Raw genomic sequence first — 26685 nt, 5'->3', positions numbered from 1 at the left:
ATTACCAGACTAAATGTAAAAAAGGAGCCTCTCGGCTCCCTAGTACTTGAACTGCTGTATCAGACTTTGCAGATGTTCTGCCATACTTGACAAACTTCTTGCAGAAGCTGATATCTCCTCCATCGAAGCCAGCTGTTCTTCCGATGAGGCTGCGACCTCTTCCGAAGTTGAGGCATTCGCTGAAGCAATACCTGCCAGTTCGCTAGACACAGCCCCAACCTCCTGTACTCCAGCCGTAATCTGCTGTGAAGTGGCTGCGATCTCTTCAATCTGAGGTGTAGTCTCGCGCATACTCTCCAGAATACGTTGGAACTTCTGAATAGCTTCCGTGGAAACCTCCATGCCCTGTTCGACCTCTAATGCCACTTTCTTCATCATATCAACGGATTCCAATGTATCCTTCTGGACCGCAGATGTCAGGGCAGTAATATCCTGAGCAGACTGCTGGGATTGCTCTGCGAGCTTGCGAACTTCTCCAGCTACTACGGCGAACCCATTCCCGTGTGCACCTGCACGTGCAGCCTCAATCGACGCATTCAGAGCTAGTAGATTCGTTTGTTTTGCCATATTTCCCATCAGCTCTGTGATGGCCGAGATTTGCTCAGAACGTTGATCCAATGTCTGAATGATACGACTCATCTGTAAGACGGTCTCTTGAATTGATTTCATCTGATCTACCGTCTGCTTAACCGTGTTGCCACCTTCTTCTGCTTGTAATGTGGTCTGTTTGGCTAATTCGGACACATGAACCGATCTCTCCGCAATATTGGTTACACCAGACGTAATTTCGCGCATGGCCTCGTGATTATGCTCAATACCATGCATTTGTTTCTCGGCTCCCAGCGTAATTTCCTGAATAGCCCTGGCCACCTGTTCACTCGCAGCACTGGTCACTTCTGCGCTCTGCGTCATCTCTTCTGATGAGGTAACTACCTGACTTGCGCTATGCTCTACATTCTGGATCAGCAAGCGCAGATTCGTCTGCATTTTGCCAAAGGCGTCGCTAAGTTGACCAAGCTCATCCGAACTTTTACTTACAATAGTCTGTGTCAGATCTCCTTCACTCACTTGTATCGCTTGATTTTTCAATTCTCTGATCGGTTTAATAATAGATCGCATGACAAGCCAGATAATTACAGCCCCAACGCCAAGGCAAGATAACAGCACAATGATCATACGATGCAGAATCGGAGCTGTCGCCTCATGCACCTCGGAGGTAAACATCGTACCTGCGATTTTCCAATTGGTTGAACCATTCGTTAAATAATACATAACCTTGGGCTCATCATTATAGACATAATCAAATGTGCCTGATTCGTTATCAAATACCTCTGTCCAAAATGACTCTTTCGCGTCTGATCCAGCTGGGCTGTTCGGGTGATAGATATACTTTTTGCTACGATCCAGCAAGACCATATATCCCTGCTCCCCTACCTTGATCTTGCTTATACTATTGCTAATGTCGTTCAGATCCAGATCAAGGCTGACTACACCAGAGCGATCGTCCAATGCCTTTGCAATTGAAACCGTAACTGAATTCGTTGATGTGGAGGTGTACGGATCTGTGACGATAACCTGACCAGGTTGACTCATCGCTTCTGTATACCAAGGTCTGGTTCGTGGATCATAATCTTGCGGGGTAGCTGTATCCGAAGAACTTAAATATTTTCCATTTTCATTTCCTATACTGACCAAAACCACATCCGGGTTCTGCCCGATGAATCCCTTTATTTCCTCCAGCATGTTTGCTTCTGAATTTTTCATGGTGTCTGCAGTAAAAACTTTCGCATAATATTCAACCTGCTTGCGTTTCACATTGACTATTAAATCAATCGTACTATTAGCTAAATTCACATTTTCCTCTGCACTATGTAAAATTTGTTTCGTTACTTCCTCTTTGGCATTGTTATAAGACAATACACCTATAGTGATGGAAGGGGCCGCCAAAAAGATAATGAAGGACATGATCAGTTTGACCTTAAAATCGGTTACAATCTTTCCTAACCAACCTGTTTTTTTGTTTTCCAACGACAATTCACTCTACCTCTTCCATATTAAATTGATATTTTCACTAACATACAAAAAAGTTATTAACTAAATTAAACGAATTTAACTCCGGTTCTATTAAGTTTCTAAATAGTTGTTAACAGAAGTAAGATTACAAACAAAAAGACCCAAGCATATTGGCTCGGATCTCAATGTTCGAATCTCTATACTCACCTATACCTTAGAATGCTGGAATGGCAATATCTGCGTAATTTTTTTCGAAAAAGGCTTTCACTTCAGGGCCAGCCATACGTTTAGCCAGCTTCTGGATGGCTTCGGAGTCTTTGTTATCCTCACGGGCTACCAACGTGATCGCAAAATGGGAATCGTCCTTCTCGGTCAGCAAAGCATCCTTTTTGGGCGTCAGACCGAGCGGGCTCGCATAGGCAGGAGTCATAGCTACCAGATCTGCATCATCCATCATACGGGCAAGCATCAGCAAATCTACCTCTTTGAACTTAAAGTTCTTTTTGTTCTCCGTGATGTCTGCCTGTGTCGCATTAAAACCCACACCCTCTTTGAGTTTAATCAGGCCGTTTTGTTCCAGCATGACGAGGGAGCGCCCGATGTTTGAAGGATCATTGGCAATCGCAATCGTTGCTCCTTCTGGCAGTTCATCGATGGACTTGTAGGTTTTGGAGTATCCACCATAGATCGCGTTATAGATGGGCTGAACAGGAACCAGAGTTGCACTATTCGCCTCATTGTACTGTTTCATGTACGGCACGTGTTGGAAGAAGTTCGCATCCACTTCCTTGTTCGCTAGAGCCGTATTCGGCTGTACGTTATCTGACAGCACCACAACCTCCAAGTTTACGCCATCTTCTTTAAGAAGCGGTTTAACGATATCCAGTACATCCGTCATTGGCGGAATCAATGTCGCTACTTTTAGTGTAACTTCCTGTCCGGCTTGTGATTCTGGCTTCGCCCCCTCAGTAGCAGGCGTTTCTTCTTTTTTACCGCAGGCGGATACAACGAGCATAACCGCGAGTAGCATGAGCATCAATTTTACTTTCATTGAATATTTACCCCTTCTCTGTACATTCTGTAGTCATTTTTAGCGGGTTCCTCAGGATCTGCGATCCAACCAGCGAGACAGTCGGCTACCCGTGAATTGAATCATCTGTACCAGCACAATCATGATAACAATCGTAAATATCATAATTTCCGTTTCGAAGCGTTGATAACCATAACGAATGGCAAAATCACCAACACCGCCACCGCCAACAATCCCCATTACCGTAGAATAGGAAACAAAACTGATCGTTGCTGTGGTAAGTCCCAGCACAAGACCAGACCTTGCCTCCACGTACAGGAATTTAAGGACAAGTTGCACGGTCGAGGCTCCCATAGAAGAGGCTGCTTCGATGACACCTTTAGGCACATCGAGTAGCGCCTGTTCGACAAGGCGGGCATAATAAGCAATAGCAATGACCGATAAAGGTACCGTTGCAGCTAACGTACCGATGGATGTGCCTACAACCAACCGAGTGAACGGGATCATGAAGACGACCAGCAGCAGGAATGGAAAGGAACGAATAATATTCACAAGACTGCCCAGAACCGTGAACAAGGCTCGATTCTGGTATCGTTGCCCTTTACGAAACAGATACAATAGCGTACCGAGAGGCAAACCGACCAGCACTGCTGCCGCGATGGATATCCCCACCATCACAAATGTTTCTCCAATGGCCTGCCAGATTTCATGCTGATATTTAAGCACTGACTCAGGTAACATCATTGCCCGTCCTCCTGTTCCGCCAGACGCTGGAGAGTGGTGCCCGTTACCTTTTCCGTTCCTGTTCCACCCAAAGTGTCGTCTGCAAGCAGTGAAGTAAGGATATCCGGCTGTGGAACCGGGATACTGCGAACTTCTGATTCCGATAGGGTACGCACAATCTGACCCTCTTTCATCACCGTAATACGGTGACATAATCGACGAGCTACCTCCATCTCATGGGTAACAATGACAATCGTCACCCCCATCGTTTCGTTCACATGACGAAGCACATCCAATATTCCCCCTGTTGTCTGCGGATCAAGTGAAGACGTTGGTTCATCGCAGAGCAATACAGCTGGATGACTGGCAAGCGCTCTGGCAATAGCAACGCGTTGCTTCTGTCCTCCGCTCAGCTGAGCCGGATACTGGTTCGCTTTGTCCTCCAGTCCTACGAATCGAAGTACTTCTAACCCTCGCTCTCGCCGCTGTGAACGTGATTTGCCGGCCAGTTCCAAGGGCATGCTCACATTGCTCAGCACCGTGCGATTGCTGACCAGATTGAAATGCTGGAAGATCATACCGATGGACCGACGCGCCTGACGCAAGTCTCGCTCGTTCATTCCGGTCAGTTGCTGACCATTGACGGTAACCTCTCCAGCATCAGGCTGTTCCAAACCGTTGAGCATCCGTAGCAAGGTCGACTTTCCTGCCCCGCTGGAACCAATAATGCCATGAATCTCACCTTTACCTATTTCAAGTGAGACGGATCGCAAGGCCTCAAATCCCTGATCCGCACGGGAACCGCGCTCGTTGAACCGTTTGCTCACACCATATAATGAAATCATGGAGATTCCTCCCGTGAATGATCATGTATGGTTCCCTCAAGTATCTCTCAAGAATCTTTCAAGAACACATGAAGAAAGCCCGCACAGCCGATAACCGGAGCGCGAGCAATCCTGTTCATTTATAATAAAACAACATGGCGACCCAGACAAGCTTTTAAAAAGAGATATCTCCTTCCAGCTGATCAACTGGAAAGACACGGAAACGTCCGTTAGCTGATCCGACATACACTTTATCGTCGATTCGGTTGATCATGCCATTCTTTGCATCCCGATCCCGATGCTCCGGAGTCCCCATGACTACATCATGCACACGCCCTAGCAGAGTTCCATCGTTTTTATCCATCACAAGCAAGTTTTCATTTCGCGGAAGCAACAAACGATCTCCAATGATGAGGTAACTGCCCTGATTGGTCGAATATTGGTTTGTTCCAACAGATTCTTGTGCATCCCACCGTGTCTCCCCGGTATGGTAATCCACGGCGGCAGGATATCCGTTTCTAATGACATACAGTTGATCCGCCTCTAGAAGTCCACGTTCAATTTTCGCATCAACCGTCCAGCGAATCTTGCCTGTATCTGGGTCAAATAAGGAGGTTGTATAATCTCCGTAATCACCGTACATATTTCCTTTTTTATTCTGACGAATCAGCACCATATCATCATTTAGTACTTCTATCTGCTGACCTATACGTGCAGGAATTAGAGATTTTTTCTTACCAGAATTCAAATCAAGCAGCACCCACTGATCATCCAGCAACATCCAACGCCCAAGGGGTGCTGAGCCAAACGGATCATAACGATGGATACCGTCAAAATAGGAATCATTCTCGATATGATCTATCGCGGATGGTCCCGCCTTCACCTGCCAAACCGTTCGTCCCGTTAGAGGATCTGCGGCAACAAGCTGATTTTTCTCCTGATATAGAACATAAGGTTCGTCGGCATTCCGATTAAGCAATTGATATCCTGTCGTTAATTTCTTAGTCCATAACCGTTTACCGGTTGAACTATTAAGCACATGAATCCATCCATTACTGGAGCCTTCAGCCGCAGGGATATCTACAATAACTACATTTCGGGCAGCTTTGATGCCGTTCAACCATACCATATCGTCAGCTGTATTCTTCTTGTTTGTACTGTTATTCCGCTTATCTTGTACCTCAGGTTTATATTCCCATAGAAGCTTTCCGTCTTTCAGGTTGATATGGCGCAAACGATCCAGATATTGCTTGCGATCGGTGTCATAACTTGTATATAGTGTAACGGCATCCCGCTTGGTATTTAAAACCGCTTGAGCAGGACCATATCCGTTATGCACTCTCCAGAGCAATTTCCCTGTATGTCGATCCAGCGCGTAGAAGGAATCATCATAATGCATGCCGCTAAACCCGCCATCATCTCCCTTCATGAGGAGCACATCATCTGTACCCGCTTGTAGAAAGGTATAGTTCAGATCTCCCTGATTCACCCATTCCGGTTTCCAGGGTAGCGTTTGCGGGAGCGACTTCCCCATAGCAACTTGAGTGAAATAAGTAAACGTGCCCATACGCTCATCACTTCGGAGATCTGCCTCATTATCCTGACTCGCTGGCATACTCCAATGAATCTCGGTCAGCTTGCCGTTGTTATTAAAGGTTAACAATAAATGTGCATCCTGCCGCTCATATCTCCAGGTCTGTCTAACTCGCATCGGATCACCTGGTTCATTCAGATTTCTGGACTGCTCCTTCCAATCCGGCTCCCCTAACCACTTGGCAACCTGCTTGGTGGTCGTCGTTTGATCCAGCTTGGTATCTACCAGATGGCGGAGCATAGAGATAGATAACGATGGCTCACTTACAAACCATCCATCGGAGACAGGAGTTTGACCTGTAATATCCTTTTTCTTGATCCAGAGCATCACATGGTGATAACCTGTCCATTCCTTGCTCCAAATACGGGGAGCAATGGACACGCCGACCCACTCCTTCCACTCAGCCACGATGAGCGCCTTCTTCAATAGCGCCTGATCGGAAGGCCAAGTTATCGTACTGTCAGGAGTGAGGTACAATTTGCTATCCGTTTGAACAGTGAATGTATGAGGATCAGTTTGCGTTATGTTGTTACTCTGCTTAAGCGCATACCAGGCAGGAAGCCAGTAGCTATCTTGCTGCTGGTTCTTGACTTGCATCCACTCCCCCTGAACCCCAGTCAAAATATACTTTTCCTTCGGTATAGTGAGATATATAATCTTCATCTGATCTACTGCAACGCGGTTATCCTTCCGCCCACTGAAAAGAGGTAATCCCTCTCTGAGCGTTACTCGTTCTCCCTTTTTGTAGGGGATCTTGGCGGAAATTTGCTGCGCTGAAAGCAAGGTTGATGAACCAGGCAACTGTAAATCGTTAAAAATTGTATCGGAGACTTGAATTGGAGCTTTCGAGTCAGTTGTCTGTGTTGTTGAAACCTGAGCCTGTCTGCCCGGCACATCCGTTTGGGGATCTGGCATCATACATCCTGTTAGCAGTAGCACAGTTATTCCCGTTAAGGTAAAGCAGCGAGTATAACCCCATATGTTCTGATTAGGCTCCTTTTTCACACACATTCATCTCCCAATAGAAGTTATTTCCATATAAGACGTTCCCCATATCAAAAAGTTACCTGTTTTCCGAATGAATCTTGGAAAAATCATATCCTTTCTTCCCTCGAACACAGCTTTATTTCATGTCCTCAATTTACAGTTTAATATACAGGAACTAGGTTAATATCTTATGGATGTTCCATTAATATGCAACTTTTGGAACAATCCATCCGTCTAATGATCTGAAAGGAGATTGATTATGAAAAACACAGCACCATTACACAACGCAATTTGGAAGCAAAAAAAATGGAAGATGCTGCTGGCCGCCTCCATTCTGACCGCAGGAGTAGCTCCTGCACTGTTCACACCTACGGTGGCTGAAGCAGCCACTACAACGAAACCTATGGCATACATTAACAATATTTCTGCACAATACGATGTAGTCATCCGCCAAGGGGTCACATACATTGCCCTGACTGAACTGCAATTTCTCGGAGATTATACCTTCGGTTATGACAATAAGAGCAAACAAATCAGTATCAAAACAGGCAGTGACCAATACGTGCTGACACCCAATAGTAAAACGATGAAAAAGAATGGCCAGAATGCCACCCTGTCCTCGGCTCCCATTCTGGTAAAAGGAAAAGCGATGCTGCCACTTCGTGCCATTGGTGAAACGTTTGGCGCACAAGTGCGCTGGAATCAGGCTGCCAAGGAAGCTTATATTTACACCACCAATGCTTCCGTAGTGAAGGATTACAACGGTTCTGATTTGACGGCAGCTCGCGAAGCAGCGTTGCAGCTGCCGCGGCTTTCAAGTTTCGGCCAACCGCGCCTACATGTGAAAAATCCGCTCGGGCCAGTGGATTCATCAACAGTTTACATTTTTGAACAAGGCCAAAAGGACCGCTTCTTCATGATTGAGGATAACGATCTGGTCAGTTATTATACAATTACAAACGGCAATGCCATGCTGAAATGGCAGGCTAATCTGGGTAAACAAGCCGGAACGATTGGTGATTTGTTCTTTATTAAAACCAAATCTGTGACCGAAGCAGGAACCCGCCCTTCTGTCGCTGGTAAAACACTCGTATCCTTCAAGTACTCCCGCATGCTGGAGGAAACCGCCTATGACATGATGAACAAGAAAGGCTCACTTGAAAGCGGCTCTGCTACGCCAACCAAAGGCAAAGTTATCGTCGAAGTGCCAGGGGAGAAGTAGTTCGTTTGGAAGTAAAGATAGGTTGAATAAAGAGATGCCTGCACTAAAAATATCGCAATAACCACAAAAAAGCGGGATGAGATAGCAAAGGCTACTCTCATCCCGTTTTCGTTGATGTTCAGTTACTACCTCGGCAGATGCCCGTTTACTCTACAGTAATAATGTGTCACTACTTTGCACCTGCTTGCAACAAAATAGCTTCGATCTCCTTAAAACCTTTTGCTCTGGCATGACGGAGGGGAGACACACCATCGCCATCGGCCAGATTAACATCAGCCCCATGTTGGATAAGCAATTCAATGGTCTCCTGTTGCCGTTCATTGCCATCGTTTAGAATGATCGCCTCCAACAATGCTGTCCATCCTAATTTATTCACATGGTTCACATCTACCGTGGTATTGGTCAGTAGCTCTCGCACCACGTCAACGTATCCATGCTCCGAAGCGGGAATGAGCGCCGTTCCTCCGTACCGGTTTGTGATAGCAGGATCTGCCCCTGCCTGAATAGTAATCTTCAAAATATCCAAATACCCTTCGGCACCCGCATATAAAAACGGACTATCCAACATGTCATCCTGCTGGTTAACATCCGCTCCTGCTTCAATCAGCTTTTGCACAGATGCGATATCCTGATTGTACGTTGCAATCATCAGGGCCGTTCTTCCGCTCTGATCTTGAGCCTTAACATCGGCTCCCTCCTGAATGAGCTTTTCGATACTCCCGGTATCTTTTGCTTCAGCTGCACTGAATAACTGTTGATTTAGTGAGGCCATACGGCTTCCCTCCTTTGAGTTATCTTCTTCGTTAAGCATACAGCCTTGAACGAACAGCACACTGCTGATCAGAATAATCAGCATCAGGGATTTGTTCATAGGTCCTCCTTACTGTTGTACCACCGTTACCGATGATGCAACACTCCAATCGCCAACCGGGTTCAGCGTATAGATTGTGCCGGAGATCAGCTTTTCTCCATTCGCAAGTTCAAATACACCTGTTGCACCTTTCCGGCTTGAATATTTATACGTCGCTGTCAGGACATGCCCATCTGGTGCTGTCAGGCTAACACTCCGTCCAGAGAATAGTTCATCTCCCGGATCTTGGGCAAGTGTCACTTCAATGGCACTATCACTCGCGACTTTAGCGCTCTTAACGACTAATGCTTCGAATGATTTCGCAGTAAAGGAAGCATGCTCGATACTGGCCCATTCCGAAGTCACAGTGTAAGATACCCCTGGTTTCAGAATCTGGCCTTCTGGCAATCGGAATTTGGGTTCTTGTCTGCCATCAGTGGATTGCGTAAACGGAACATATTTGGCAATGATCGGCTCGCCATTTTCCGGCGTAATGGTAACTTGTCTTGCCTGCATGGACGAAATAATTTGATACGTTTTGCCGTCTGCCTGCTCCTGATCGTTCAGAATGAAAGCATTAGCCCCGCGACCAGCGCTGTATGCCGAAATAATATAACCGTAATCCACCACACCTTTTTCCTTCAAAGCTTCAATCTCAAACGTATCATTCGTGACCTGACGCACTTGAGTCATATTTACTTTAACGTCACTGCCTTTGAATGAACCAGCATCTTGTCCTTTATATGTAAGGCTGTATGCTTCTCCAGCTTGTTGAACGGATGTCGGCACGATGTATGTAGCAACAGAGCCTGTTTTCAAACGTGGCATATTGGTTAAGGTTAGCCCCCCGCTGAATGCAAAGTCTGTCCGGGATTTGGCAAACACTTCATCTTCTGCCGTAAGTGGCTTGTCGAAGGTGATCACAAGAGTCATGTTATTCAACGGTTTAATACTCTCAATGCGAGCTTGATCCGATGGGATAGCTTGATAAGCCTTTTGCAGCAACACTGCCGTTTCGCCCCGTGTTACAGAGCCCGTTTCTTCATAGAAAGCACTCATCCAATGGTGTACGGACTTCACATCCCGTTTTAATGCTTTAGATACGACCTCTTCCAGCTCCGCATCCGTTACCAGACTTTGAGGATGGAACTCTCCATCGACGGACTGCATGATCCCTGTCTCCACCGCCTTAAGAGCATAAGGCGCATACCAAGCATTCGCCTGGATATCCGTTAACGTTACTGCACTGTCTCCTGTCTTGTTCTGCAAATCAAATGTTCTATATATCAATGAAGCTAACTCTGCGCGTGTGATCGCCCGAAGTTCACCCATCGATTGATCGCTATATCCGTTCATGATCCCGAGACGGTTCAGTTCTTTGATGGCCGCCTGCACCTGTTGATTCGCAAGCTGTGTCGCTGTAGCGGACATAGAAGTTGTGAATCCAGCTGCCTGAGCTTGAGGTGTTGTGAATGGAAGTGTCGCTGTTCCCAATGCGGTTATCGTTAATAGTGCTACTAGTTTACGAGCTGTAAGATTCATGAAATGTTCTTCCCCTCTGTAGGTAGTTGTTGCATCTATCTATAGCGTAGGGGATAAAAAGAAACTCCAAAGAACAAATATATTAACAAAATATAAACTGCAACGAATCTTTCTCTAAACTTATATGGTGAAACGATACCCCGCACCCCAGACCGTTTCGATGTATTCGGGATGTTTCGGATCACTCTCCAGTTTCCCGCGCAGCTTACGAACATGCACTGTTACCGTTGCAATATCGCCATTCGATTCCATGCCCCATATTCGTTCGAACAGATCGGATTTGCTGAATACACGGTTCGGATGACTCGCCAAAAATACAAGCAGATCAAATTCTTTGGTGGTGATGCCCACCTCTTCTCCGTTCAAAAATACACGGCGTGATCCCTTGTCGATGTGAAGTCCGCGAATGTGGATCTCATCCTGTTCAGCAGGTTTGCTCTTGCCGAGCAATCTCTCGTACCGGGTCAGGTGAGCCTTGGCTCTTGCGACCAATTCGCTTGGGCTGAACGGCTTCGTAATAAAATCGTCGACACCGAGATTAAACGTGCGGATTTTATCGATCTCCTCTTTTTTTGCGGAAACGACAAGGATGGGCACTTCCTTCTCCTCACGAATGAGCCTGCATAATTCGAAACCATCCATCCCGGGAAGCATCAAATCTACGATGACAAGTCGGTAATTCTCGTCCAGAGCACGGCGCAATCCTTCATCCCCGTTATGACACAGCTCTACCGTAAATCCATGGAGTTCGAAATAGTCCCGTTCCAGTTCGGCAATGGTCGTTTCATCCTCAATGATCAGAATATCAGTCATGCTTTTTCCCCCTTTCATCTATGAGCCTTTTCAATTGGATATGGATGCTCGTGCCTTCACCCAGCTTGCTTTCTGCCCAGATTAAACCACCATGTCCAGCTACAATCTGGTGGGCAATGGCCAGTCCAAGACCACTTCCGCCCGTAGACGAGTTGCGTGAATGCTCGGCTCGGTAGAAACGCTCAAATATATGCGGCAGATCTTCCTCGGATATGCCTTTCCCATTATCCTGGAATGTAATGGTATTCCACTCTTGATTCGTTTCAAGAGTAATACGGAGTCGTTTGTCGTCATCATTCATATATTTCAGTGCATTATCAACAATGTTGACAATCGTGCGTTTCAGTTTATCCAGATCCACAGCAGACAGAACGGAGCCCGAAGTTCGGTTATGCCACTCGAGTCCTACTCCTTTGTCCTCCAGATCATATCGCAGTTCTTCAATGCTATCCTCCATAAAATCAACCAGATCCACTGGGCTGAACACAAACGGTTCCTGATTCAAGTCCAGTTTGGAGTACAAGAACAATTCATCCACCAGTTTATCCATGCTAACCGCTTTGGAATGAATAATGTTGACGTAAGTGTCCATCTTCTCCGGTGTGTTCGCTACCCCATCCCGAATGCCCTCGATATACCCTTTAATATTAGTAATCGGCGTGCGAAGATCATGCGAAATGTTGGAGATCAACTCTCTGCGGTTAATCTCATCTTGCTGTCGCAACTCATTGGATCGTTGCAACTGATTCCGCATACTTTCAAATGCCTCACTAAGCTGTCCAACTTCGTCATTGGAGGAAGGTTCAAGCTTGAAAGACAAATTACCGTTTTTGATCTGTTCGGCCGAACTTCGTAACTGATGCAACGGTTGAATGAAACTACGTGTAATCCAGCGGAACAGAAGAAGGTTAGCGATGATCAGGACACCAATCAACAGGAGAGACATCACAGGCAACAGCTTGCGTGTCAGTTCTGCAAACGGACTTCTCTCCCGTATGACAAAGATACTGCCTCGTTCTCCATCTGAATACTGAAAATCAAACTTGGCATACGCGTAGAAGCGCTCACCGATGTTAAACGTACTTCGAATCTGGTTGTTGTTCAGATCATAGGCGGGCAGTGCCTGTCCCAATCCGGGTTGATGGAATGTCCGCGATTCAAAGATCGGACTGTCCTCACGCCTCACGTAGAGCCCGGATTTCTCGGCTCGAAGTTTCATATCGTATTCCCGAAGCAATACCTTGTCCTGTAGCTCGTCCGGATCACTTTTCGCTGTAAACTTCATCTCTTGAAAGATCGTCTCTCCCTGTTCCGTCAGTGGATTGATCTGATAATGGACTTTGTATATATCTCGGAAACTTTGCAAATCCCCTGTTGCCGCAATCGTATAGAGACTTGCTGTAAGCAATATAAACAGGAGACTGATCACAAGCATGCCTGTAAACGAAAGCAGCATTTTGATGCGAATTGACATATGTATCCCCTCTTAACCATGCGATTGGTACAGTTAGTGCACATATTATCACAAGAAGCTTCATATTGCCCATATGTAAATCAAGCTGGCTAAATTGTGTCGTATGGCTATGAGCATAAAAAACAGGGTGAAGCAGCATTTGCTCTGCTCCACCCTGTATGGTGCATATGGCTTAGTTATATAAGCAACATGCTTATTCAAACGATTAATGGATAGATTAGTGATTCCTACCGCACTGTTCGACAAATAAATTTGGTACACTGATCCAGTCTACCTAGTTTGGATAACTAAGTTCCCCACAGTTTAATACTGCGTATTACCCGACTGGCTCGTTTTACCTGAAGCAAATCCTTTGAAAAGTGTTGGCACTTTGGAATAACGTGTATTCGTAATTCGCCCTTGTGTACTGCTGCTATCTGTACGCATAATGGAATCTTTGACATTGGATATGTTGGAATTATCAAGCGTCATATTAACTGCATAGGATGTTCCTCCATTTTGCCGAACAAGCTTACCGATATCATCTGCTCTGAAATTTTTGATATTAATCGTACCCGAAGCATTCATCTGGAACACTTTATCATAAGCCTTGTATGCCGCACCGCCTGTAATGTTCACCGTTCCTGACGATTTCAATGTCAACGCGTCCTCGCCCACATCCTGCCATACTACATTCGAAATATTACAGTTACCATAACAATGTACACCGTCTGCCGCTGGCGCACCGATGATGACATTTTTCAGTGTAGCACCTGCTTCCAGCCGGAAGACCGGCTTCTGATTCTCTGCTTGAGAACCGTCACCCAAGGTGGATGGATTAGCCACAAAGGTTTTCCCCTGTCCATCATACGTCGTGCCCTTAGGTACAACAATCGTTGAGTTTACAACCGTTGGCGCAGCCGCTGCGGGCATAACACCAAATATGGAAGCGACCAGACCGGCGGACAACAACAGCGTTAACATTTTTTTCATCAAGAACATCCTCCCTTAATATAAGTGAATTTGTCTCCAAGCACGCTAGCTTGTCTGACAGAACCGCAGAAGTAGATCACTGCTCGGAACCTGTCCTAATCCTACAAAAAAAGGGAGATTACAGGAATAATCTTAAGATCACATTTACATTTTTTAGCATCCCTTCTGTATTGTTCGCATATATACATTCTGTTTCTACATTGATATGTACCGATATCAACTTCAAATATGCCGTCTTTATTGTCTGGATATCATCGTTAACCTAAAAAGAACCCCCTGTTTTTAAAATAACAGGGAGTTCTCTAAATATACTTCGTCTAACCAAAGATTATCCTATTCCTCTGCTCCATCTGTTCCTTGAGAAGAAGAATCTGGTGTTAACGTATAAAGCGGATTAACATTAGTAAATTGATTCACAGTTTCATAAGTCACTGTACCGTTTTCAGCAACAATCATTTTCAGAACGATCCAGTACAATTCATTTCCGCTTCCTTCTTCAACCGTGTAGGTTGCACTTGGCGTTGCGACAGCTCCGTGGAATACATCAATTTTAGCACCAGACATCTTGATTGTACTTGTGCCTGAATAATGATGTACGTAGAAGGTATATGTTCCCGGAAGCAATTGGCGAATCGTCGTCGTCTCTGGTCCATAAGATGTAGTATCATCCAGATCCAGATCTACCATCAGTTCGTCATCATAATAATAACGTTTATCCACGTAGTAGGTATGGAACACTCCTCCATCACCAGCTGGGCCGATAAGATGTGAATCCAGATCTGCTGGATCTTTACCCCAGGTTAATACAAAACGTGTTTCATTAGCTGCCGGAATCTCAATCGCTGTTTGATTTTCATTTTGGTTTTTTACATTAACAGCCGATACACCAATAAGATATGTTCTAATGTACTTTGTATCTCCGCCTCCAAGCTCACCTGTGTAGATGCCTGGTTGCAGATTAATGTAATAATCACCATAAGTGTCTGTCGTTACTGTACCAACAATATCACCCGTTTTGTTATCCAGACCTTTTCTAAAAGAAATTTGCAAATTGGCTACTGGTGCTCCAGCGACATCTTTAATATGTCCGCCGAATCCTGTAAGTTTTACAGAAGCACTTTGGCTTCCTGCAAAATGAGTCTTTTCCGTATTGGAATCAACTGTAATGTACAATGTGGAACCGTAACTATCGATAGGGCTAAATGTAAATTCCCCATTGTGATACTGTAAATTATTCAATTCCCGCTCTTGACCGTTATAGTATGCATGTACCACAAAGTCTTCAGCAGTCAGTCCAGATGCATCCAGTCCATTGGTAAATGTCAGTTTAGCACTTCCATTTGTAACCTGAATACCTTCCAGAGTCGGATGGTTTGATTCATTATATACTGCAACAGTCACTGGAACTTGAATTTGATATTCTCCGTATTTAGCCTTCACAACGGTTGTACCGTTAGCTACAGCTTGAATTTTACCCGAGTTTACAGTGACAATGCCGTTATTTTCTACTTCCCAGCTTGCAAGAGACGTCACATCTTTGTTCGCTGAGCCTATTACGCCTGTAAGTACAATTTGTTTCGTAGCATTTACAGCTGAAAGATCACTAATTTCAGGTAAGTATACCAAACTAGTCACTGTAGGATCTGCTTCAATTCTTGGCTGCTGTTGCAGCCCGCTAAAGTCACTTCCCTCTACATTGACTTGTGCAGAAGTTAACGAACCCGCTCCAGAGAATTGCACAATAGCATCCAGTATCGCGCGATTTACGGTTGCACCTTGATTGATTTTGAAAACCGTATTCAGTGCTTGTTGGAACACCTCGAGATTTCCGATGCTGGAGTTGTCTCCAAACTCTACTGAAATCTGCTCTGCATGAACCATAATAGAGTCAAACGTTCCGTTCAACACTACCGCAGCATTATGTGGAATAGAGTCTGTCAATTCAATCGGACCAACATCACCTGTGGAATCATTCTTTACGATGGCTCCAGACTTGATCTCAATCTGTTGTACATCACTCGCACCTTCCAGAACCAAACGAACACTTCCATCTGCTTTATCTACAATTACAGTCGCAAGAACAGAGTTTAGTGCATGGATACTGTTGGGTCCTCCACCTTTAATGCTAGTTGTTCCTGTAACAGTAACATGATCAAGTGTAACATCACCATTAGCTACAGATTCAAGAACTTGAAGGTTACCATTGATCTTAGTATCTTTCAGAATTACACCTTGAGAACCAATCGTGACATTACCGGTTACGTTACCCAAAGTGTATGTGCCTGGAGAAGTAAGGTTTTTGCTGGAAGTTTGTTGACCTCCTCCATTATTTCCACCAGTGTTGTTATTGTTTCCATTATCCCCGGTAGAGCTATTGTTGCTACTGTTACCTTTGTTGCTGTTTTCAGAAGGCTTCGTTGTTTCTGGTTTTGTGGAGTTAGAGTTGTTTGTATCTTCGTCTGTCTTCGCAGGAATCATAATATTATCATATGTAGACTTATTCATGACAAACTCATAAGCAAGTCTTGCCAATGCTTGTCGATCCGCTACACCCGTTGGATTAAACGTTGTTGTTCCGTCTTTCTGAACAATACCTTTAATAAATCCGGATTGATATGCGAGTGACACAGAATCCTTCGCCCAGTCTGATACTTTATCCAAATCAGCGAGCTGTGGCTTTGTTGTTTGAGTTGGTGCGTTCTTTGTTTCCCAGCCGAATGCTCTTACGAAGAATACAGCCAGTTCCTCTCTCGTAACTTTTTTATCTGGAGAAAACGTATCCTTCGAGGTTCCTTGGGCAATACCAGATTGAACGAGTGCAGATACATAGCCAGCATACCATTTGGATTGCTCCACATCTTTAAAGGAACTAGCTACAGTAGAGTCAGGCTTTAATTGAAGCGCACCCACCATAATCTTTGCCAATTGAGCACGTGTTACTGAATCTGAGGGTTTAAATGTTCCATCCGCAAATCCAGATAAAATGCCTTTTTCAATTAACTTCGTAATTTCTGTTTTGGCATAGGAGTGTTCAACATCCTTAAATGACGTTACAGATGATGGAGCCACTTCCGCCGAGGCTAGCAATTGCATAGAAAACATAGAGGCAATCAATGATGTAGAGAGTACTGCTGACAACTTTCGATTAAACTTTTTCCATTTTAAATTCAAAACTCGACACACTCCTCTTAAACGTCCGTTATTAACACAAAAGTGTAACTTTTGAACTACTCCCCCTTTTATGATCAGTAGGATAATAATACCATGTATATTTATAAAAACAAGATTAATAGACTATCATTTTACATAATAGTTGAAATCATGAATCAAATGGTGCCTATTCTTTCCTAATAATAAATAAAAAAATGTGCTACTCGGAATATTACCGAATAACACACTTGAGTTATCTGTCGTATGATTTTAGGCTCCTGCTCCAAAGCGCTGCCGGTATCCGCATTTGCGGCAAAGTTCTTCTACAGCTTCCCGTTTGGAAAAACCGTATACCAGATTGTTCGCACGCTCTCCGTCCACAATATCGGAAAAAGACTTTTCATGGATGTTTCCAAGGTTGATGACACCTTCTCCGTCCAAACAGCATGGAACCACGGTCCCATCAACCAGCACAGCTGCCTGACTGCGTAATGCATGACAAAAACCTTTGCCGTCATCTTCAGGTGCATCGAGACTTGGCCATTGGAATTCATGGTCCTGATTCAGGTATACGTTGGGTGCAATTTTCACGCCACTACCCGCAACCACCTTTTCTTCAATACGGAAGTCCAGATTGAATTCCTTTTCCAGCACCTCAAGTGTCTCCCGATTGCGATTCATCTGAGCATTGGTGAAGTTATCCTGAGTCAGATTCCATAGTCGGAATGAGACGATGACGTTATGTTTCACCGCTTCACGAACAAAAGACAAGATGTTATGCAGGTATCCGTCACGATCCGTAGAACCTTCATGACCGTCAAAGCTGTGCAGCGAGAAATTCATCTGTCTCAGTGCAGGTTTGCCCAATAATTTATGCTGTGTCTTTGGCAGTAGCGTACCGTTGGTCGTAATGTTCACTTTAAATCCCTTGGCATGAGCCATATCCAGCAACAGGTCAATTTTGGGATGAAGCAGCGGTTCCCCTTTGACGTGCAGGTAAATATGTTTTGTGTGTGGTTTGATCTGATCCAATATATTATTAAAGACTTCAGGGTCGATGAATCCTTTGGCTCGCTTCGTTTGTGGACAAAAGCTGCATGCCAGATTACAGATGCTCGTAATTTCAATATATACTTTCTTGAACGTTTTCAACTCAGGGTCCCCATTCTGCCGGGAGGAACAACGGTCCTGCCCTCATTCGTAGTACGGCCATATGAGCCAATCCCCATTATATCGGGTTCACGAGCTAAGGTAAATCAGAATAGCGGATTAGTACAAAGTCCAGTGTGTGTTTTCATCCCCTTTTCACGACTTAAGTCCCGCCCTATTTACATTAAGTCAAGATGGATATATGCTGAGTACATAACTGCATATCTTGTACATTTGCACTGGGGGAGCCTTGCGGCTGAGACGAATACGACGATTCGGACCCTTTGAACCTGATCTGGATTATACCAGCGGAGGGAAGTGGGGCGGCTTTTATTGGCAGTAGGGGATCTCTATCCTAGATGGGGATCAACTTCAGTTCAAACGTATAGCTCCGTTCATTTCTCCGGAAATGGACGGGGCTTTTTGTATTTCAGCTAGTCGTCTCGCTCATAACCATATCCATCATTTGAAAATAAGGAGGTCATTTGGATGTCTTATCTTGAACGTGTACGTTCACTCAATCCTTTGGTTCATAATATTACCAACCTTGTGGTTGCCCCTTTTACCGCAAATGGTCTGCTTGCCCTCGGAGCCTCTCCGTTTATGGCCTATGCTCATGAAGAAGTCGCTGACGTCGCTCGAATGGCTGGTGCGGTGGTTCTGAACATCGGCACATTGGATAAAAAGGTCGTTCAAGCGATACGTCTAGCCGGACAATCAGCCAATGCACATCATGTGCCTGTTGTCCTTGATCCTGTTGGTGCAGGAGCCACGACATATCGCACCGATACGGTACAAATGCTGGTTCGTGAGCTTCGTCTTACCGTATTAAGAGGCAATGTCGCCGAAGTGGCCCATGTCATTGGTGTGCCATGGAATATCAAAGGTGTGGACGCCGGGGTTGGCGAGGGTGATCGGATTAGCATTGCGGAGAAGGCCGCGCAACAACTTGACTGTATTGTCGTTATTACGGGCCAGTATGACATTATTACAGACGGATATCATACTTTCCTCACAAGCAACGGACATGCATTGCTCACCCAAGTTACCGGAGCAGGCTGTCTTCTCAGCTCAGTCATTGGTGCTTTTGCTGCGATTGGCGAGCCGGGGCGCGACATGCTGAACAGCGTGGTGGAAGCTGTCTCAACCTACGGTGTAGCCGCTGAACAGGCTGCAGCACGAACGGCTCATCAGGGGCCAGGCAGCTTCCAGATTGAATTGTTAAATCAACTGGCGCAGATTACACCTTCGCTGTTCTCCGAGCATGCACAAATCCGTCAGATTCGTGGAGGTGTGTGATGAATATTGCTCAAGCGTTAACGATTGCCGGGTCTGATAACGGCGGCGGTGCAGGAATTCAGGCGGATCTCAAAACCTTTCAAGAACTTGGTGTATACGGCATGACGGTCATTACTGCAATCGCCGCTCAGAACACTACAGGGGTTCAAGGCGTGTTTCCGATTGATTACGACGGAATTGCCCAGCAACTTGATTCAACGGGAGTCGACTTTCAGCCGCGTGCCATCAAGACAGGTATGCTGTATAGTGCCGAGATTATTCGTCTTGTTGCGGCAAAATGTCAGCAATACGACTGGTCAAATCTGGTTATTGATCCCGTGATGGTTGCCAAAGGAGGTGCACCTCTGCTCCAGCAGGAGGCTGTGCAAGCACTTGTGGAAGATCTGCTGCCTCTTGCTTTGGTTATCACACCTAACATTCCCGAAGCCGAACTACTTATCGGGAGTTCGATTCGGAACCTGAGTGAGCGCGAGGAAGCCGCAAAGCAATTGGTGCAGATGGGTTCAACATATGCCTTGATTAAAGGAGGACATGATACGGGAAGCGGTACGGTTATCGATATCCTGTATGACGGGCATTCCTTTCATTATTTTGAGAACCTTCGTGTTATGACACGTCATACCCATGGAACCGGCTGCACGTTCTCTGCTGCCATTACGGCGGAACTGGCGAAGGGTGCCCCTATTCTGGCTGCCGTTACGACCGCGCGAGCATTCATTCAGGCAGCCATTGAAGATGAGCTGGGATTCGGGACCGGGCACGGGCCAACGAATCACTTTGCGTACCAGCGCAGACAGCGGGGTGAACGCTGATGCGTAGATGGGATGCGGAAGCGGTGCGCCGCGCGCTGCAGTTGTATTTGGTGATGGGTAGCGTCAATACGACGCGTGACCCGGTGGAGGTGCTCCGCCAGGCGATCACTGGCGGCATCACGCTGTTCCAGTTCCGCGAGAAGGGAACTGGTGCCCTGACAGGCGAAGCCCGCATGATGCTTGCGCTGCGGCTTCGCGAGGTGTGCAGCCAGCACGGGATACCGTTCATCGTGAACGATGATGTGGAGCTGGCTGTGGCGGTGGAGGCCGACGGTGTACACGTCGGCCAGGACGATGCGGACGCGGCGCTGGTACGCGCCCGCATCGGAGAAGGGCGGATGCTTGGCGTATCCGCCCACTCCGCCCTTGAAGCCCGCCGTGCCGTGCAGGCGGGCGCAGACTATCTTGGCGTCGGGCCGATGTACCCGACGCGCTCCAAAGCGGATGCCCACGCTGTGCTGGGCCCCGCCGGGGTTGCGGAACTGCGCGCCGCAGGCATCGCAGTTCCGGTGGTCGGTATCGGCGGCATTACGCCCGATACCGCGGCCGCCGTGATGGCGGCTGGAGCCGACGGCGTAGCCGTCATCTCCGCCATCGCGGGCGCGGCCGATGTGCACGCAGCGACTGCACAGCTCGCTGCGATCACCCGCCGGGAGCAGGCATAGCCATGCTCCCGGCCCGGATAATGCAAAGGCTGCAGCCTTTGCATTCTTGTTTTATTCTTCGCCTCCTTTGCCTCGTTCTGCAACCTATACATCCTCCTGATTCCTTTTTTATCCTTATCCTTCCGCAAACTAGTCATCCTCTAGCGCCCCATACCTCCTTCTGCATCCTTTAAATCCTTTCGCCTTTCTCACCTTCTTCCCACCTTGCATCACGCACATATCGATCTCATCCCCTCCCTTCCATCCAAACATATTTAATATATAAATCATTTCTGTTATAAAGCCTCACATTTACAAACCATTATCTTTTAATTACTATGAATATAAAAGCATCTTCGAAAAATCACCTATAGAATAAAAGGAAGTGAGTTTATGGATCAGATCGATAGAAACATCCTGTTTCATATGGAAAACCAAGCCAGATTGTCCATGACCGAATTAGGAAAATTGGTGGGACTTTCACAGCCAGCCGTCACGGAACGTGTAAAACGACTGGAGGAAAGTGGTGTTATTGAAGGGTACCGCACCATCATTAATCCGCAAAAATTAGGAAAACAAAGTACATCCTATCTACTATTTCAGACTAGAGAATGCACTGCTTTCCTTGATTTCTGCCGTATGTCGCCCGAAGTTGTAGAATGTTATCGCGTCAGTGGAGAACACAATTATTTATTGAAAGTCATGACAGATTCTATTGCAGACTTAGAGGCATTCGGAAATCAATGTGACAAATACGGAACCTATACTACACTTATCGCAATGTCCTCGCCTATTGCATCCAAAAACCTAATTGATGAACCCCAGTTCCTGATCTCAAAGGAATCCTAACCATTCATCTTTTCTATTTTAGATATCACCATTTCAAGGTGAACTAGGAAATCCGTGTTTTTTAGAGTACAACGTGATGAGAAGAGCGATAAACAACAATATCACCAAGGAACCCGGCAGGAATCTAGCTCCGCTCCAATGAAGCAGGATAGCACCAACCATACCTCCCGCACCGATCCCTAGATTCCATGCCGTTACCAACATCGATTGGGCGATATCGGCACTGCGACCTCCTGCATGTGCAATAGCTGTTTGGAGTAACGTTGCCGCTCCGCCAAAGGTCAATCCCCATGCAATCACCCCTATAATGATAACAGCCGGCTGATTGCTCCAGATTGCCATCGCCGCTGAGGCAAAAGCAAATATCGCAACACTTAATAGCACCAGTATCCTTAAGTAGCGATCAATCAGCAGTCCAATAATCCAAATACCCACCACTGAAGTTACGCCAAATAGGAGTAAAATCAGATCAACTCTATGGGCCAGTGCTGTATTTTCCAGAAAAGGAGAAATGTAAGTATACAAAATATTATGAGCTAACACCCAGGCAAGCACCACAAATAAAATAGGCCTTATTCCAGGAAGAAACAGGATTTTATGCAGTGAGAGTTGATTCTGCTTGACCTCGCCTTCATAATCTGGAACTTTCCAGAACACCCATACAATAAGCGCGAGCGTCAATATAGATATCGTTCCAAAGATTAAACGCCAGCTTACATACGTTCCAAAAAAAGTACCAATCGGAACACCAAGCGCTAATGCCAAAGGTGTACCTGCCATAGCAACGGCTATAGCTTTTCCTTTTAATGACTCTGGCACCATCCGACGTGCATATCCAGCGGTCATTCCCCATAGCACCCCCGCTGCTACTCCTGCACAAAAACGTGCAATCAACGTTATAACATATACCGAAGATAAGGCAGTCACCGTGTTAAATAAGAGAAAGCCTATAATACATAGCAGCAAAAGAGGTCTACGTCTCCACCCGCGAGTTGCCACAGTCAGTGGAATTGCCGCTACCAGAGAGCCTGCAGCATACAACGTAACAAGTTGTCCGGCTTTTGCCTGCGTTATGCCAAGACCCATGGCAATCTGAGGGAGTAGCCCAGCAGGCAGGCTTTCAGTAAGTATGCAGATAAATCCTGCCATAGCTAACGCCAGTAGAGCCGCCCATGGAAGACTTTGTTTTTGGACATATGTATCATCTTTAATAGAATACATCTCGTTTGAAATCACAATGAAAGCCCCTTTATTCTGTATTTTGGATAGCTTGAATACTCACTTGCTATCTTTATTAAGCTTACAGAAATAAGCAGAGGTTTTGCATACAGCATTAAAGGTACTTAAGCTTGTTAACGAAGAAAAACCTTGTTTTTCACAAGCTTTGCTTTGAATTCCTATGATGCTCCTTTTTCACAAAATTAACGTATTGACTCTCACGTAACGTGACATTGTACAATTCATGGTGTAAGGAGGTTTCACCCATGGCCATGAAGGTAAAAGAAGTCTCCGAACTTGCTTCGATCAGTGTGCGCACACTGCATCATTATGACGAGATCGGGCTGCTTGTTCCAGATCAGGTCACTGATGCCGGATATCGAATGTATTCGGATGCCAATCTGGAACGACTTCAGCAGATTTTATTTTTCAAAGAACTCGGCTTCTCGCTGAAAGAAATCAAAAACATTTTAGATGACCCCGCCTTTGATGCGGAGGAAGCATTGCATATGCACAAACTCATTTTGCTGGAAAAACGCCAGCGTCTGGATCAAATGATTACCACCATCGATAAAACCGTACTACATCTAAGAGGAGAGATTGAAATGACCCCTAAAGAACAATTTCAAGGTTTTGATTTTAGTCAAAATCCGTACGAACAGGAAGCCCGTGAGCGCTGGGGTGACAACGCCGTCAATGAGGCAAACCAGAAATTAAATGACCAGCCGGCTGACAAACAAAAAGAACTTTCTAATCAGATGAATGATATCTTCAGACGATTAGCAGCCATTCGCCACACAGCACCCGAATCTGCCGAAGTACAGGGCGAGATTAAACAATGGTACATTTACCTGAATGAGATCGGGAACTATTCCCCAGAAGCCTTCAAAGGACTTGGTCAGATGTACGTAGACGATGAACGCTTCACCAAGAATATCGATCAGTTTGGTGAGGGGCTGGCACAATTCATGTGTCATGCCATGGCTGTATTTGCCGATCAGAATCAATAACATCAAAAAGGACGTAACCCCTGAGGCGTTACGTCCTTTTGATAATCTCCACCGATCCCGCGATCCCGGCCGCAATGTGAACCATCCTGATGGTGATGTCCACTCCGAGAACTTCGTGTTTTGCTTACGCTCTTGGTGCTTGATCCGGGGTCGTTGCTTCTGATGCCATGCTTGTTTTCGCCATCCGGCCTGGAATTTGCCAAGCAGATACAATTGCCAAAACGATGAACAACCAGTCTGTAGGCTCGCTAAAGTATTCTTTAATTGTTTCTGCAAACGCACTAATCATTTCTCCGTCAAATATCAGAGTCAACATGCTCACATCGGTAAATAATTCAGATGTAAAATAAACCACCGTCAAGTATTTACCAAGCAAGATACCCACCATCGCGAAAACAACAGCAATAATCTTGTGCACCGTTGCGATTTTTTTGTTTGAGAACAACACGACAGCGTACCCGCAAAGCACGCCAACCAGTATCGCAATAAGTCCAACCTCATACTCCGTCATAGCTGCAATCGCAGCCCACACCACACCTCCCAGTATGGCAGCAATCAAACCACCGATAATCGGCATTCCAATCTTTACTCCTTGCTTTTCTTCCACGATGTCTTTCCCTCCTGAGTCATGCTTATACTATATTTCCAGAATTCACCTTCCCTATAAAACCACAAAAAGCTTCAAATTTCAACATTTTTCTGTATTTTAATAGCTATATACATACATATTCCAATAAAGCTTGATCAACTAAATCCTTTTTTTAGATTAACTTATATAAAAAAACAAAAAAATACACCCCTTCCACAGCCTGTATCACTGTAAAAGAGGATGTCTATTTTCCCCTATTCCTTGTCCTATATAGGATAAATATATTTAAATTATACCTGCGCTTCTTTGGAAGGCTTAATAACAGCTGCAATCTGCTCCAGAATAGCATCGACTGAAGCCGAATCATGCACATCATATTCATCAATGTTCAAGCGCAGTACTGGGCAAGCTGTAAACCGGTTAATCCATACGGAATAGCGCTCATGCATGTGCTCCCAATACGAGCGGTCTGTCTGAATCTCCATTTCACGACCACGTTCGTTAATCCGGTTCAGAATCGATGGCAAACTGCCTTCCAGATAGATCAGAACATCCGGGTGTGGAAAATAAGGCGTCATGACCATCGCTTCAAACAAGCTACTATACGTCTCAAAGTCGGTAGCAGACATCGTGCCCTGATCGGCATGCATTTGTGCAAAGATGCCCGTATCCTCATAGATGGAGCGATCCTGTACAAAACCACCGCCCAATTCAAAAATCTTTTTCTGTTCTTTAAAACGTTCAGCGAGGAAATAAATCTGCAGATGAAAACTCCAGCGTTCAAAGTCATGGTAAAACTTTTCCAAATACGGATTATGATCAACCTGCTCAAGCGATGTTTTGAAATTCAATCGATCTGCAAGTGCCGCCGTCAGTGTGGACTTCCCCACCCCTACCGTTCCTGCTACTGTAATTAATGCATTCGCTGGAATGCCATAGTTATTCATATGATAAGCTCCTTTACTTGATTAACAATCTGTCTGAAGTCCTCAGGATGTTCCACAAAGTCAAGTTGCTCTGCATCAATCTTGAGAATGACTGGCGGATTCGTTCCATTGGCCAAATACTCCATCCCTGTTTTGTAGTCGGCAATTAACTGCTCCATATACGCAGGGTCCATATCCTGCTCAAAGGAACGCCCGCGCTTATTAATCCGGTACATCAATGTATCCAGCTCAGCTTCAATGTAGAGCACCAGATTGGGTTTGGGCAGGTCATCCGTTAACAGATGATAGATTTGGCGGTATTTATCCCGCTTCGTTCCTTTTAAGGTACGTTCAGCGAAGATCAAATTTTTATAAATATGATAATCCGAAACGACTGGGCTGTTCTGTTTAATAAATTGTGCTCCGGTATCTTCTAGTTGCTTAAATCGGTTACACAGAAAAAACATTTCGAGTTGGAAGCTCCACTCGTCGATATCTTGATAAAAGGAGGCCAAAAATGGATTCTCCTCGACAATTTCTTTAACCAATGGAAGATTCAATTCTTGGGAAAGCATCGTAGCTAACGTTGTTTTCCCCGCTCCAATCGGACCTTCAACAGCTATAAACGGGGCTGATTTCATGGTGTTACGGTTCCTCCTCGTAATTATGCGTGTTCCGTTTCTATATAGACCTCACCTATTGTATCACAGCTTGGCACAATGGAAAGACAGTATTTTATGTATAAAACAAGTCAAAATAAGGGGGATTCGTCAGACTTGTATCGTATCATAACTGAAACTGCTTTCTCACTTAGCTTAGATTTAATCGTTCACACAAAAAAACACACCTGATTTTCATCAAGTGTGTCTTTGCTTTGCTTGGCGGCGTCCTACTCTCCCAGGACCCTGCGGTCCAAGTACCATCGGCGCTAGAGGGCTTAACGGTCGTGTTCGGGATGGGTACGTGTGGAACCCCTCCGCCATCGCCACCAAACG

Annotated in this window: 22 protein-coding genes, 1 rRNA gene and 1 riboswitch; of the genes, 6 read left to right on the top strand and 17 right to left on the bottom strand. The window is 45.5% G+C overall.

Annotated features, from left to right (window positions below):
* Positions 1-39: 39 nt before the first annotated feature.
* The 5 genes from BLQ13_RS06695 to BLQ13_RS06675 all read right to left on the bottom strand — a co-directional run bounded on the left by BLQ13_RS06695 (position 40) and on the right by BLQ13_RS06675 (position 7189).
* Entirely contained in the window at positions 40-2034 is a 1995-nt protein-coding gene (locus tag BLQ13_RS06695) for a methyl-accepting chemotaxis protein (RefSeq protein ID WP_090917391.1), read from the bottom strand.
* A gap of 193 nt (positions 2035-2227) precedes the next feature.
* Positions 2228-3064: a MetQ/NlpA family ABC transporter substrate-binding protein gene (locus BLQ13_RS06690; RefSeq protein WP_090917389.1), complete on the bottom strand. Its 837-nt coding sequence runs from the start codon at positions 3062-3064 to the stop codon at positions 2228-2230.
* A 51-nt stretch (positions 3065-3115) separates the two neighbouring features.
* Positions 3116-3787: a methionine ABC transporter permease gene (locus BLQ13_RS06685; protein WP_090917387.1), complete on the bottom strand. Its 672-nt coding sequence runs from the start codon at positions 3785-3787 to the stop codon at positions 3116-3118.
* The gene (locus BLQ13_RS06680) at positions 3784-4611 is read right to left on the bottom strand and encodes a methionine ABC transporter ATP-binding protein (protein ID WP_090917385.1); all 828 of its coding nucleotides are present in this window, start codon (positions 4609-4611) and stop codon (positions 3784-3786) included. Before BLQ13_RS06680 ends, BLQ13_RS06685 begins: the two co-directional genes overlap by 4 nt.
* 154 nt (positions 4612-4765) lie before the next feature.
* Positions 4766-7189: an outer membrane protein assembly factor BamB family protein gene (locus tag BLQ13_RS06675; RefSeq protein ID WP_167375660.1), complete on the bottom strand. Its 2424-nt coding sequence runs from the start codon at positions 7187-7189 to the stop codon at positions 4766-4768.
* Positions 7190-7430: 241 nt separating this feature from the next.
* On the opposite strand from BLQ13_RS06675, the gene BLQ13_RS06670 reads away from it, so the two are divergent.
* Complete coding sequence (locus tag BLQ13_RS06670; RefSeq protein ID WP_090917381.1) at positions 7431-8393, top strand: copper amine oxidase N-terminal domain-containing protein; 963 nt, start codon at positions 7431-7433, stop codon at positions 8391-8393.
* Between the two features lie 169 nt (positions 8394-8562).
* On the opposite strand, the gene BLQ13_RS06665 is transcribed toward BLQ13_RS06670, so the two are convergent.
* The 7 genes from BLQ13_RS06665 to BLQ13_RS06635 form a co-directional block, all read right to left on the bottom strand.
* Positions 8563-9264 carry an ankyrin repeat domain-containing protein gene (locus BLQ13_RS06665; RefSeq protein ID WP_244159239.1) on the bottom strand — a complete coding sequence of 234 codons (702 nt, stop codon included), beginning with the start codon at positions 9262-9264 and terminating at the stop codon, positions 8563-8565.
* Positions 9265-9273: 9 nt separating this feature from the next.
* Positions 9274-10785 carry an S-layer homology domain-containing protein gene (locus tag BLQ13_RS06660; RefSeq protein ID WP_090917378.1) on the bottom strand — a complete coding sequence of 504 codons (1512 nt, stop codon included), beginning with the start codon at positions 10783-10785 and terminating at the stop codon, positions 9274-9276.
* A gap of 120 nt (positions 10786-10905) precedes the next feature.
* The gene (locus tag BLQ13_RS06655) at positions 10906-11598 is read right to left on the bottom strand and encodes a response regulator transcription factor (RefSeq protein WP_090917376.1); all 693 of its coding nucleotides are present in this window, start codon (positions 11596-11598) and stop codon (positions 10906-10908) included.
* Positions 11591-13072 (bottom strand): sensor histidine kinase, encoded by a 1482-nt coding sequence (locus BLQ13_RS06650; RefSeq protein ID WP_090917374.1) that lies wholly within the window; start codon positions 13070-13072, stop codon positions 11591-11593. Before BLQ13_RS06650 ends, BLQ13_RS06655 begins: the two co-directional genes overlap by 8 nt.
* 303 nt (positions 13073-13375) lie before the next feature.
* Positions 13376-14044, bottom strand: coding sequence for a pectate lyase (locus BLQ13_RS06645; protein WP_090917372.1), 669 nt, complete (start codon positions 14042-14044; stop codon positions 13376-13378).
* 333 nt (positions 14045-14377) lie between these two features.
* A complete protein-coding gene (locus BLQ13_RS06640; RefSeq protein ID WP_090917370.1) occupies positions 14378-17215 on the bottom strand; it encodes an S-layer homology domain-containing protein in 2838 nt (945 codons plus the stop codon).
* Positions 17216-17464: 249 nt separating this feature from the next.
* On the bottom strand, positions 17465-18346 hold the full coding sequence (locus BLQ13_RS06635; RefSeq protein WP_090917367.1) for a radical SAM/SPASM domain-containing protein: 882 nt from the start codon (positions 18344-18346) through the stop codon (positions 17465-17467).
* 228 nt (positions 18347-18574) lie between these two features.
* A riboswitch (TPP riboswitch) is annotated at positions 18575-18677 on the top strand.
* A 155-nt stretch (positions 18678-18832) separates the two neighbouring features.
* Here BLQ13_RS06635 and thiM point away from each other — a divergent pair.
* The 4 genes from thiM (at position 18833) to BLQ13_RS06615 (ending at position 21947) form a co-directional block, all read left to right on the top strand.
* Positions 18833-19642: a hydroxyethylthiazole kinase gene (gene thiM, locus BLQ13_RS06630; RefSeq protein WP_090917365.1), complete on the top strand. Its 810-nt coding sequence runs from the start codon at positions 18833-18835 to the stop codon at positions 19640-19642.
* A complete protein-coding gene (gene thiD, locus BLQ13_RS06625) occupies positions 19642-20454 on the top strand; it encodes a bifunctional hydroxymethylpyrimidine kinase/phosphomethylpyrimidine kinase (protein WP_090917363.1) in 813 nt (270 codons plus the stop codon). Before thiM ends, thiD begins: the two co-directional genes overlap by 1 nt.
* Complete coding sequence (gene thiE, locus BLQ13_RS06620) at positions 20454-21119, top strand: thiamine phosphate synthase (RefSeq protein WP_090917361.1); 666 nt, start codon at positions 20454-20456, stop codon at positions 21117-21119. The genes thiD and thiE overlap by 1 nt, the downstream gene beginning before the upstream one ends.
* 372 nt (positions 21120-21491) lie before the next feature.
* Entirely contained in the window at positions 21492-21947 is a 456-nt protein-coding gene (locus BLQ13_RS06615) for an Lrp/AsnC family transcriptional regulator (protein ID WP_090917359.1), read from the top strand.
* 33 nt (positions 21948-21980) lie between these two features.
* Here the strand turns inward: BLQ13_RS06615 and BLQ13_RS06610 are convergent, their stop codons facing one another.
* Positions 21981-23168 (bottom strand): MFS transporter, encoded by a 1188-nt coding sequence (locus BLQ13_RS06610; RefSeq protein WP_090917883.1) that lies wholly within the window; start codon positions 23166-23168, stop codon positions 21981-21983.
* Positions 23169-23431: 263 nt separating this feature from the next.
* Between BLQ13_RS06610 and BLQ13_RS06605 the strand changes: the two genes are divergently transcribed.
* Positions 23432-24175: a MerR family transcriptional regulator gene (locus tag BLQ13_RS06605; RefSeq protein WP_090917357.1), complete on the top strand. Its 744-nt coding sequence runs from the start codon at positions 23432-23434 to the stop codon at positions 24173-24175.
* Between the two features lie 124 nt (positions 24176-24299).
* Here the strand turns inward: BLQ13_RS06605 and BLQ13_RS06600 are convergent, their stop codons facing one another.
* From BLQ13_RS06600 to rrf, 4 genes are all read right to left on the bottom strand, one after another.
* Positions 24300-24782, bottom strand: coding sequence for a hypothetical protein (locus tag BLQ13_RS06600; protein ID WP_090917353.1), 483 nt, complete (start codon positions 24780-24782; stop codon positions 24300-24302).
* 272 nt (positions 24783-25054) lie between these two features.
* A complete protein-coding gene (locus BLQ13_RS06595) occupies positions 25055-25711 on the bottom strand; it encodes a deoxynucleoside kinase (protein ID WP_090917351.1) in 657 nt (218 codons plus the stop codon).
* Positions 25708-26331: a deoxynucleoside kinase gene (locus BLQ13_RS06590; RefSeq protein WP_090917349.1), complete on the bottom strand. Its 624-nt coding sequence runs from the start codon at positions 26329-26331 to the stop codon at positions 25708-25710. Before BLQ13_RS06590 ends, BLQ13_RS06595 begins: the two co-directional genes overlap by 4 nt.
* Before the next feature lie 235 nt (positions 26332-26566).
* Positions 26567-26683: ribosomal RNA gene (rrf, locus tag BLQ13_RS06585) — 5S ribosomal RNA — on the bottom strand.
* Positions 26684-26685 lie beyond the last annotated feature (2 nt).

It is taken from the genome of Paenibacillus polysaccharolyticus (assembly GCF_900102085.1).
GTDB classification, from domain to species: domain Bacteria; phylum Bacillota; class Bacilli; order Paenibacillales; family Paenibacillaceae; genus Paenibacillus; species Paenibacillus polysaccharolyticus.
The sequence above is the reverse complement of the archived record's forward strand: the minus strand, read 5'-3'. Positions and strand labels throughout refer to the sequence as shown.